The organism is Daejeonella sp. (assembly GCF_044348475.1).
GTDB lineage: Bacteria > Bacteroidota > Bacteroidia > Sphingobacteriales > Sphingobacteriaceae > Daejeonella.
Genome location: NZ_JBIKSU010000066.1, coordinates 1 through 10,961 on the forward strand (window position 1 = coordinate 1; position 10,961 = coordinate 10,961).

Here is a 10,961-nt window from a genome sequence, read left to right on the forward strand (position 1 = left end):
AAACTTTACAATAGCTGGTATTTCTTCGGATCTGTCAACTTTGAATCTCAATTTGATTTTGGTTACACCTTCTCAAAAGATGCACAAGGAAAAGAGAAAAGAACGCTCCTATCCAAATTCATGGCACCAGGATATTTAACAGAATCATTTGGATTTGAGTACAAACCGGCAAAGCACTTTTTTGTTCGTATAGGTACTGGAACCGCCAGGCAAACATTTGTACTTGATCAATCACTCTACTTAACCAACCCTAAAAACTTTGGTGTAACGCCAGGTAAAGGATTCAGAAATGAGCTTGCATTCCAGGTTGTAAGCTCTTTTGATAAGGATATAGCCAAAAATCTGACCCTAAAAAGCCGTTATGCTTTGTTTGCGAATTATGAAAAGCTTGCGAGTATTGACAACAGACTAGACCTTACCTTAACCGCACATGTAAATAGATTGATTAATGTATCAATCGCTGGAATAATTCTTTATGATGATGATACTGCCAACAAAATGCAGGCTAGCCAAACCATGACATTTGGTTTAGTTTACAGACTAGCAAACTAGATTATTCTTTTTAATACTTTATATAAACAAAAAGGAATCTAATACTTCAAAAGTGCTATCTCCTTCTAAACTGCAGATAGTCAAGAAAATATAATATTTTTAATGAGGCATTATTATTCTGTGGCAATCCAACAATTCTGTCAAAATTCTGAAAATACCCAAGCCTATTCTCTGATTCCATATCTTGAGCAACATTTTTATAAGCTAAACTCAATTCGCTACCGGGAGCAAAGCGCCAGGAATAAATAAAATCTATATTAAAAACGTTATAATTAGTATGGTTACCCTTAAATTCAGCACCATCATGGCTCTGTAAACCGCCGTCGGCCGTAAGAATATAATATTCTTTATTCCTGCGGTTTGACCAGTAATGTCTTGCCCTGACCATTAAGCCCATATTGCTGTTAAAGGTGTAAGTAGCATCCATGGCACTTTCTACCGTACTCCTGTCAAACCTTGAAAAGATCACATCTTTGTTGCTACTTACACCAAGCCAGGCAGAATAATCATATTGAGGCTGAGCATTAAAATCAAGTCCGAGCGAAAGTCTGTTCTTAACCCTGTAATTTTGAAAAAAACCGATAGTGTACCCAACGCCACTAAACTGCTCCCTAAACCTGGCAGAAAAAAATACCCCTGCATTATATTTTTTAGCCCTGTTTGATCTGAGAGATAAATTTCCAAAACTACTGGCAGGAGTGCTGAACTCTCGTCCTGCTACACGGGGCTCATAAAAATCCTTTCCAATAAACTGCCGGTAAAAATCTAAACTCAATGACCAGAAATTTTTAAATTCAAAAAAACCGCCGCCTGAAGCTCTTGAAGATTGATAAGTACGTGGCTTGAATCGCTCGGTACGAAAAATCCCTAAATAGGTATTAAAGCGGTTAAAAACTTTACCGGGACTAAAACTATTATACCCAAAATCAATGGCATTTCGAATAAAGTTGTTATTATTAAAATAACCTAGATCTGTAGGGTCATACTTTTCGTCAGTCAAATCATAAGAATAACGCCAGGTAAAATTTCCACTTTTCTTACCTGCTTCAATCTCATAATAATATCCGTTCGTGGCCGGATTTCCAGGACTCTCCGAACCCACATGACTCAGCTTAGCAGCACCGGCAATATTATAAATGTTTTGCTTGTTATTAAGATTAAACAAAAATGCACTCACATTTGCATCATAGGCAGATCCCTGACGCAAAACATTCGTGTTCACAAAACTTGCTGAACTATTGTTTTTTAAAGATTGGTCTAATACCAGAATACTATAATTACTTAAAGGTTGTGTTTCAATCAAACGCTCCTCCCCGGTACTGTTTTGTACTGTGGCAAAGCCACGTTTTGTAACCGCATTAAAAAAACCGATACCCATTCCATTTTGTGACCTGCCTGAAATTTTTGTAGCGTTGAGCAGTTTGCTTTCCAGCTGATTTTCTATAATAGTCTCACCAGGAAGAATCTTCGATGTAATATTTGCTGAATATGCTGGGTTAGATCCGATGCGCCTGGAATAAAAAAGATTCCCTTTATTGAATAACTCGGTTCCTTCAGTAAAAAATTGGCGGTTTTCATTGAACCTAACTTCAAAAGGGCTAAGATTAAGAACCTGATTATCAGATCGAACCTGCCCAAAATCAGGAACAAGAGTCATGTCAAGAGTATAACTTTGATTGATGCCATATTTAATGTCCATGCCGCCATTGAATGTGCTCAATGTGTTTTTTACTCCGGGCTGATTATGTGGATAGTTGTTCACTGAAGAAGAAAGATAAGGTGAAAAAGACAATCTTACTGGCGCCTTAATTCCCTTTATTCCGCTTAATTCGCCTTCCTGATTAATAAAACCAGCAACTTTGGGATCAATAAAGTTCCAGCTGGTTTGCTGATTAACCTTTTGACGGCGGCGGGTCATGTTTAACCCCCATTGTTGAACATCATTTGAACCAAACCTGATGGCAGAATACGGAATCTTTAATTCTGCGGTCCAACCCAGGCTATCAATTTTTACCTGGCTTTCCCAAACGGCATCCCAACTAACATCTTCTCTGCCCGACTGCGAATATTTTGCATCAAACTGAGCACCTGTAGAGTTTACATAAAAACCAAAAGCATTTATGCGATCGAGATACGTATCAAAAACAATCCCCAGAATATCTGAATTACCAAGCTGATCGCGGGTTACAACTTCTCTGACAACACTATCCGGTTCATCATACATTCTGGCACCTATGTAAATTGCCGAATTATCATAAACAATTTTAACCTCAGTTCTACGGTCATAGCTTTCAGCGCGACCCGGAATTGGTTTAATCTCAACAAATCCACTAGCGGCTTTTACCTCGTTCCAAATCCGATCATTTAGAATTCCATCAATTTTAGGCGAATAATCTGTCCTGGTTGCAGTAAATTTTTTAATTTCCTGCGCAATACAGCAATTACCAATTAGAACAAAAACTACAATTAATACCCACCCAAATTTCATTCACCAATTATCAGGATGCAAAGAAATTAAATTGTATCAAAATTCCATACAAAGCAATGTTAATGTTACTCTCTTCTTCCATTTTTTAAGATTCTGAACAGAATTTGGTCAGAATCAACAATTATTTTAGTCCTATTGTTCAGAAAGTTTAACTTTGTATAAGCTAAAAGCTGATTTATACGATGTTTGAAAATTTACAGGATAAACTTGACAGAGCCTTTAAGGTATTAAAAGGGCAGGGAAGCATAACAGAAATAAACGTGGCCGAAACCATGAAAGAGATACGCAAAGCTCTTCTGGATGCCGATGTGAACTATAAAACTGCCAAAGCATTTACCGATGATGTAAAAGAAAAAGCACTCGGACTCAACGTTTTAACCTCCATTTCTCCTGGACAGTTACTAACCAAACTCATGAACGATGAGCTGGCAGCCTTAATGGGTGGAACTGTTGAGGAATTAGCTATTTCTGCAAATCCAACGATCATACTAATTGCCGGATTAAACGGTGCGGGTAAGACCACATTTTCTGGGAAACTTGCCAATTATCTGGTAACACAAAAGAATAAAAAACCATTACTAGTTGCCGGCGACGTTTATCGCCCTGCAGCGATTGATCAACTAGAAGTTCTTGGCGGGCAGATTGGGGTTCCGGTTTATACCGACCGCGCTTCCAAAGATCCGGTGGCAATTGCAATGGCCGGAATTGCTGAAGCAAAAAAGAACGGGCAAAATGTAGTGATCATTGATACCGCCGGAAGATTGGCAATTGATGAGGGATTGATGAAAGAGATTGCCGAGGTAAAGGCACAAACCAAACCGCATGAAATTCTGTTTGTGGTCGATTCCATGACTGGACAAGATGCCGTTAATACTGCCAAAGCATTCAATGACCGCCTTGACTTTACCGGGGTGGTATTAACCAAATTAGATGGTGATACCCGCGGCGGTGCTGCATTATCCATTAAATCGGTTGTAAACAAACCCATCAAATTCATCGGTACCGGCGAAAAGATGGAAGCCCTGGATGTGTTCTATCCGGATAGGATGGCTAGCCGTATTCTCGGAATGGGCGACGTGGTTTCGTTGGTTGAACGTGCTCAGATGCAGTTCGATGAGAAAGAAGCCGCTGAACTCCAGAAAAAGATTCGCAAAAATAAATTCGATTTCAACGACTTTTTAAGCCAGATTCAGCAGATCAAAAAAATGGGTAATATGAAAGATCTGATGGGGATGATTCCGGGTGTGGGCAAAGCCATTAAAGATGTAGAAATCGATGATAATGCCTTTACTCCTATTGAATCGATTATCCGTTCCATGACTCCTTATGAGCGCGAAAATCCAGATTCAATCAACCAGAGCCGACGATCTCGAATTGCCAATGGTTCTGGAACCAATCTAACTGAAGTAAATAAGCTCATCAAACAGTTTGAAGATATGCGTAAAGTAATGAAGCAATTCTCAAACCCGGCAGCAGCGGCTAAGATGATGAAAGGCATGCCTAAAATGCCGTTTGGGAAATAGAGGTGGGTGATGTGTAACTTATGGAGAAACAGCAATACCAATTGAAAAAATTTAGACCCAACACCCTAGCCCTGCAAAAGCCGCTGGGTGAATTTGCTTACTTTTTTTAACGCATGACACCTGGATTGATTTCTGTCATTGTCCCCTGCTACAACCAAGGGATGTACCTGAAAGAAGCCATCCTATCGGCACTGGCCTCCACCTACCGACCGATCGAAATCCTCATCATCAACGACGGCTCCACGGATAATTCCTTGCAACTTGCCCAGGAATTGGAAGCCCAACATCCAGAAGTTCAGGTACTCGACCAAGCCAATGCCGGCGTTTCCAAAGCCAGAAATACAGGGATTACTACTGCCCAAGGGGAATATATATTGCCACTAGACGGAGACGACTTGATTGCCCCTACCTACATCGAACAGGGCTTGGCTATCTTATCTACTCGTCCAAAAGTCAAAGTGGTCTACTGCCTAGCTGAAAAATTTACCGCTACGAACCGCAAGCCCTGGAAATTAAAGACTTTTAGTCTGCAGCAATTGGCCAAGGACAACATGATTTTTGTATCTGCCCTTTTCCGAAAAGCCGATGCGTTAGCCGTGGGAGGATTTTCGGAAGACATGAATTTGGGTAGAGAGGACTGGGAATTTTGGATCAAGCTCCTCAAAAACGGAGGGGAGGTAGTTCAGCTTCCAGAGGTAGGCTTTTTTTACCGACTTACGCCTACGAGTCAACGGAAAAAAACAGGAGGAAGAGCCTTAAAAAAGGCCCGCATTGCCTACCTCAATGCCAAGCATGTCGATTTTTTTGAGCGGGAACTGAATGGGCCCCTACGGATTCAGCGCACCTGGTCCAAACCCTACAATAGCCTGCTAAAACTTTTCGGAAAATTATAAATTATTCTCCTTCTTCTGAACAGGGTTACTCTTCGCTAAATGTGCTATCGACCGTGGTCTATTGACAATACTCAAATCTCATCCAACCCCTTCCAAAACTTCAAAAAATAGTACTTCAGCAGATTGCTTTACTTGAGATGCTTCCAGGGGCGATGCCAAATTCGCGCGTGCATGAGCACAGTATTTTTGAATCCCAGTTCCAGTGCTTTTTTGGAAATAAAGGTATCCTACCAATCCTTGGCCTCATCCAAGCCCTTAAAATCGTAGGCTTGTAAAAAACCTGACCATACCTACACCAAATAAAAAGAAATTTAGGACCGGAAGTGTAATAATACCGTTCACTAAATAAATAGCCCCATTTACTAAATCCACTCTCACCATTAGGTCAAATGTCTTTTATATTAGCTCAACATGCTAGCAAAGACCTTTGGAAGTGCCGTTTATGGGATCGAAGCAATTACTATAACCATAGAGGTGAATGTTTGTGGAGGGCTCAAGTATTTTGTTGTTGGTTTACCCGATAATGCGGTAAAAGAAAGTATGTTGCGCATTGAGAGCGCATTGAATAGTTCCATTTATCGCATGCCCAGGAAAAGGATCATCGTAAATCTGGCTCCGGCCGATATACGAAAAGAGGGTTCAGCCTATGATCTGCCCATTGCGATTGGTATTTTATCTGCTTCCGGGCAATTTTTCAGCACTAAACTCGATGAATACCTCATTCTAGGAGAACTCTCTCTGGATGGAGGCATACAACCTGTAAAAGGGGTTCTTCCTATAGCTATTCAGGGTAAAAGAGATGGATTCAAGGGTTTGATTCTTCCACAAGAAAATGCCCGTGAAGCTGCAATTGTAGATGATTTTGAGGTTTACGGGGTAAGTAGCCTTGCAGAAGTAATTGGTTTTTTTGATAATAGCCTGGAACTGCAAAGAACCATAGTTAATACTAAAGAAGAGTTCAGCTACAATATCAATAATTACGAAAGCGATTTCTCGGATGTCAGAGGGCAGGAAAACATCAAACGGGCGCTAGAGATTGCAGCCGCCGGTGGTCATAATGTGATTCTGATCGGTCCGCCGGGAGCCGGAAAAACCATGCTAGCCAAACGTTTGCCAACAATCTTACCGCCTCTCAACCTCTATGAAGCCCTCGATACCACCAAGATCCATTCTGTAGCAGGAAAACTCTCTGCATCCGATTCATTGATGACCATCAGGCCATTCCGATCTCCGCATCATACCATCAGCGATGTGGCCTTGGTTGGCGGCGGTACCAACCCCCAGCCCGGAGAAATATCCCTTGCGCATAATGGGGTGCTTTTTCTGGATGAACTGCCCGAATTTAAACGGACCGTACTCGAAGTCATGCGACAACCTCTAGAAGAACGCAGGGTAACCATCTCTAGAGCAAAATCAACCGTGAACTACCCTGCCAGTTTTATGCTAGTGGCCTCCATGAACCCCTGCCCATGTGGATATTTTAATCACCCCGAAAAAGAATGCATTTGTGCGCCAGGAGTAGTTCAAAAATACCTGAGCAAGATCTCTGGTCCGCTTTTAGACCGCATAGACCTCCATGTAGAAGTAACCCCTGTAAACTTTAATGAGCTCTCGTCCGAACGGCTGAGTGAAAAAAGCAAAGAGATTCGCGAACGGGTTACTGAGGCAAGAAATATTCAGATCATACGTTTTGAAGATAAAGAAGAAGTATTCTGCAATGCCCAAATGAGCCCAAACATGGTAAGGAACATTTGCCGCATCAGCGACACCGGACAAACCCTATTAAAGCAGGCGATGGAGAAACTGGGTTTATCTGCCCGAGCGTATGACCGGATCCTGAAAGTTTCCAGAACGATTGCTGACTTAGCCGGTACAGACGAGATATTGCTGGAACATCTTGCAGAGGCAATACATTACCGCAGTTTGGATAGGGATGGATGGGCGGGTTAGTTGGAACGTGAGCCAAAAAATCTTAACATCTTAGTAAAACGTAAAAAAAGCTATTTCCTGAAAATTTCAGGCTTTAATTATCTGAAAAAGAGCCTGGGGATATGGTATCGCAAAATGCGATACTATCCAAACTCAATTCATCTACCAATAAACTCAATTGAGAAAATAAATCTATTTTTGTAAGGCCTTCAAAAGGCAGTATCAAAATTCATATTCTAAAAGCGAATTATCCCGGAATGCATTATAAATATTTGATAACCCTGCTTCTTTTCTTTAGTATCCATGAAGCGGTAAATGCAAACTTCGTATTCAATACCAATTCAGCAACAGCATATCAGGCCATATTTGACCTTCGTTTTAACGATGCAAGGAAATTGATCCGGGACGAGAAAATTAATAACCCACAAAACGGCATTCCGGTCTTGCTCGATAACTATATTGATTTTTTATTCCTGCTTACGTCAGAAAACAAAATTGAATTCGAAAAGTTTAAGGAAAGAAAATCAGGCAGGATAGATGCGATCAGAAAAAATGATAAAACTTCTCCCTATTACCTTTTTGCACAGGCAGAAATTTATCTTCAATCAGGAATGATTAAGGCTAAATTCGGTGAATACATGTCTTCTACATATGATTTTAAAAAGGCAAAAGACCTATTAACTGAAAACAATCAAAAGTTTAAGGACTTTTTGCCCAATCAAAAAAGCCTGGGATTGATAGAAGTAATTTTTGGAGCTATTCCAACAAATATGAAAGGAATAGCCAGTATTTTAGGTATTCATGGAAATATTCCGAAAGGAAATAAGCAATTAGAACGATTCAGGCTACAGATTGCCAATAGTAAGTATAGCTATTACAATGATGAAATTGTGTTTTTTATTTGTTTTACAAATGTAGATGTGATTCAGAGCAGAAATAGCTACACAGATTTGGCACCACTTTTAAATAGCATGAATGACAAAAGCCTACTCAAAGCTTATTTACAAGGTTACACTGCTTTTAGAACCGGGCGTGCAGATGCAGCAATTAAATTTATTGAAGCCGCACCCAAAGGCAACCAATACGCCGACCTTCCACTGATGAACTACCTGATGGGTAATGCTAAACTTTGTCGGATGGATTCGGATGCAAATATCTACCTGAATAAATTTGCGAATGAAACTCTAAGTACAAATTATATTAAGGATACCTATCTAAGGCTTGCTTTTTATTATCTGCTAAGAAATAATCTTCCGCAATACAATTATTACCTCAACATGGTGCGTACTAAGGGCTCAGTAATTAATGAAAAAGATAAGCAAGCCTTGAAAGAAGCGAATGACGTTAAGCCCAATATAACTTTATTGAGGGCAAGAATCTATTTTGACGGGGGTAATTATACAAATGCGCTGGCTCAATTAAAATCAATTCAAATTAATGATTTAAAAACCCTGAAAGATAAAATTGAGCTTTACTACCGCTTTGGACGTACGTATGATATGATGAATGATTTTGATGATGCACTGCTAAATTATCAGCGGACAATTAATTTAGGTAAAAATCAAACTTATTATTTTGCAGCAAATTCAGCCTTAAAATCAGGCAATATTTACGAATACATTAAAGACTATAAAAAGGCAACAGATCTATATAATATAACCATTGGAATGAAAAATCATGAGTACCAAATTGGTATTGATACTCAAGCCAAAGAAGGCTTAAGAAGGTTGAATGAATTAAAATAATGATTTTCATATACCATTAATAAACCTAATTAAAATTGTATTTGATTCTTTAATTTCACAGATATCATAGTCTATAGCACTACACAAAGAATAGATTGTCATTAAAACGTATGGGTATTGATGCCGAAATATTGAATTTAAATGAAGAACAGAAATTAATCAATAAACGTTTGGCCAAAGTATTAGCAGATGGGATTGAAAATAGGATTGATTAACCCACCTATTGATCCAGAAAAAAAATCTATACCATAAGTTGTTACGTATCTTAAACTAAAGTTATAAAATGAAACGCCATCTAAGTATCATACCCGCATTATCGCTAATCCTAGTTTTATTTTCCTGTGATGCCATATCTCAGAAAAAAACTGATGTTAGAAAAGTGAAACTCACAGCACCTAAAGGAAAGGCCATTGCTGCTTTTGCTGAAGGATGTTTCTGGTGTTCAGAGCATATTTTTGAAGCAGTAATTGGCATAGACTCGGCTATTTCGGGATATGCCGGAGGTACAGTGCCAAACCCAACCTATGATTTGGTAAATACCGAAACAACCGGGCATGCAGAAACAGTACTAGTTTACTATGATCCTAAAGTAATTTCATATGCTGAATTATGTAAAGTATTTTTTGCTTCACATGACCCTACAACTCCCAATCAGCAGGGACCCGACCGAGGTTCATCTTACCGTTCCGTATTATTTTATACTGGGACAACAGAAAAATTAGCCGCTCAACAGGCTGTGAAAGACATTACGAACTCCGGAAGGTTTAGAAAGTCAGTAGTAACTGAATTAAAACCACTCACAGAATTCTACAGAGCAGAAGAGTACCATCAAGATTATATCGAACACAATCCAAATCAGGGTTATGTAAGGGCGGTTTCTATTCCACGATTTGAGTTGTTCAAGAAAACGTATAAGGGGAAGCTTAGGTTGTAAGTAATAAGTTATAGGTTGTAGGTTTTCATTCATCTTTACCTGGAAATTAGAATAAAAACTGGAAATTTAATCGACAAATCAATTTGCTCATTCCATCATTTACTAATTCTATTATCTCATTCTCAAATTGTTTAGAGACTTACGAAATCACCTATGCGTTTAGTATTTGATTTCGTCAGTCAAATTTGTAAACGCGACTTACGAATTTATCTTGCATGATGGCTATGTAAATTCGTAAGTCCTCCTATTTGCTATTTCAGATCAACAAATCAACTCATCGACAAATCAATTTGCTAATTATCTCATTTTCAAATTTGCTAATTCTATTCTCTACCTTTACTAAATGGATTACCAGGTTCACCAACTGCAAAATGGAATACGTGTTTTGCATAAACCAAGCCCTTCAAATATTTCGCATGCCTGCGTTATAATCAATGCCGGCTCGCGCGATGAAGATCAGGCTAAAGATGGACTGGCTCATTTTATTGAACATCTTTTGTTCAAGCAAACCGAGAATAGAACTACAAATCAGATTTTAAATAGACTGGAACTGGTTGGTGCAGATTTGAATGCCTATACTACCAAAGAATATACTTGTGTTCATGCCTCTTTCTTAAAACCACATCTGGAAAGATCACTTGATCTTTTTGAGGATATCTTATTTCATTCTGTCTTTCCAGAAGAAGAAATGAATAAGGAAAAAGAGGTGATTCTAGATGAAATCTCTTCGTATCAAGATCAGCCTGATGAAGCCATTAACGATGATTTTGAGGATCTGCTTTTTGAAGGTCATCCTCTAGGCAGAAATATTCTGGGAACCCCCGAATCAGTAAAAGGCTTTAAGAAAAAAGATATTCAGCTGTTTATGAAATCCAATTATCGTACAGATGAAATCAT

The 10,961-nt window shown here is 39.1% G+C and carries 8 protein-coding genes; 7 read left to right on the forward strand and 1 reads right to left on the reverse strand.

What is annotated here, in order from left to right:
• Positions 1-552, forward strand: a 552-nt coding sequence (locus ACIQZ6_RS10215) for a DUF481 domain-containing protein (protein WP_395810742.1), incomplete at its 5' end; no start/stop codon positions are given.
• A gap of 55 nt (positions 553-607) precedes the next feature.
• Here ACIQZ6_RS10215 and ACIQZ6_RS10220 read toward each other — a convergent pair.
• Entirely contained in the window at positions 608-3,040 is a 2,433-nt protein-coding gene (locus tag ACIQZ6_RS10220; RefSeq protein ID WP_395810744.1) for a DUF5916 domain-containing protein, read from the reverse strand.
• A gap of 182 nt (positions 3,041-3,222) precedes the next feature.
• Between ACIQZ6_RS10220 and ffh the strand changes: the two genes are divergently transcribed.
• From ffh to ACIQZ6_RS10250, 6 genes are all read left to right on the forward strand, one after another.
• Positions 3,223-4,563, forward strand: coding sequence for a signal recognition particle protein (ffh, locus tag ACIQZ6_RS10225; protein ID WP_395810746.1), 1,341 nt, complete (start codon positions 3,223-3,225; stop codon positions 4,561-4,563).
• Between the two features lie 113 nt (positions 4,564-4,676).
• On the forward strand, positions 4,677-5,456 hold the full coding sequence (locus ACIQZ6_RS10230) for a glycosyltransferase family 2 protein (protein WP_395810748.1): 780 nt from the start codon (positions 4,677-4,679) through the stop codon (positions 5,454-5,456).
• 411 nt (positions 5,457-5,867) lie between these two features.
• Entirely contained in the window at positions 5,868-7,406 is a 1,539-nt protein-coding gene (locus ACIQZ6_RS10235) for a YifB family Mg chelatase-like AAA ATPase (RefSeq protein WP_395810750.1), read from the forward strand.
• Positions 7,407-7,642: 236 nt separating this feature from the next.
• Complete coding sequence (locus ACIQZ6_RS10240; protein ID WP_395810752.1) at positions 7,643-9,130, forward strand: tetratricopeptide repeat protein; 1,488 nt, start codon at positions 7,643-7,645, stop codon at positions 9,128-9,130.
• Positions 9,131-9,413: 283 nt separating this feature from the next.
• Complete coding sequence (gene msrA / locus ACIQZ6_RS10245; protein WP_395810754.1) at positions 9,414-10,064, forward strand: peptide-methionine (S)-S-oxide reductase MsrA; 651 nt, start codon at positions 9,414-9,416, stop codon at positions 10,062-10,064.
• A gap of 343 nt (positions 10,065-10,407) precedes the next feature.
• On the forward strand, positions 10,408-10,961 hold a 554-nt coding region (locus tag ACIQZ6_RS10250), incomplete at its 3' end, for a M16 family metallopeptidase (RefSeq protein ID WP_395810755.1).

What these genes read in the sequence shown, in the direction of transcription:
- ACIQZ6_RS10220 (WP_395810744.1), bottom strand. Translation starts at nt 3,040, where the DNA reads ATGAAATTTGGGTGGGTATTAATTGTAGTTTTTGTTCTAATTGGTAAT.
- ffh (WP_395810746.1), top strand. Translation starts at nt 3,223, where the DNA reads ATGTTTGAAAATTTACAGGATAAACTTGACAGAGCCTTTAAGGTATTA.
- ACIQZ6_RS10230 (WP_395810748.1), top strand. Translation starts at nt 4,677, where the DNA reads ATGACACCTGGATTGATTTCTGTCATTGTCCCCTGCTACAACCAAGGG.
- ACIQZ6_RS10235 (WP_395810750.1), top strand. Translation starts at nt 5,868, where the DNA reads ATGCTAGCAAAGACCTTTGGAAGTGCCGTTTATGGGATCGAAGCAATT.
- ACIQZ6_RS10240 (WP_395810752.1), top strand. Translation starts at nt 7,643, where the DNA reads ATGCATTATAAATATTTGATAACCCTGCTTCTTTTCTTTAGTATCCAT.
- msrA (WP_395810754.1), top strand. Translation starts at nt 9,414, where the DNA reads ATGAAACGCCATCTAAGTATCATACCCGCATTATCGCTAATCCTAGTT.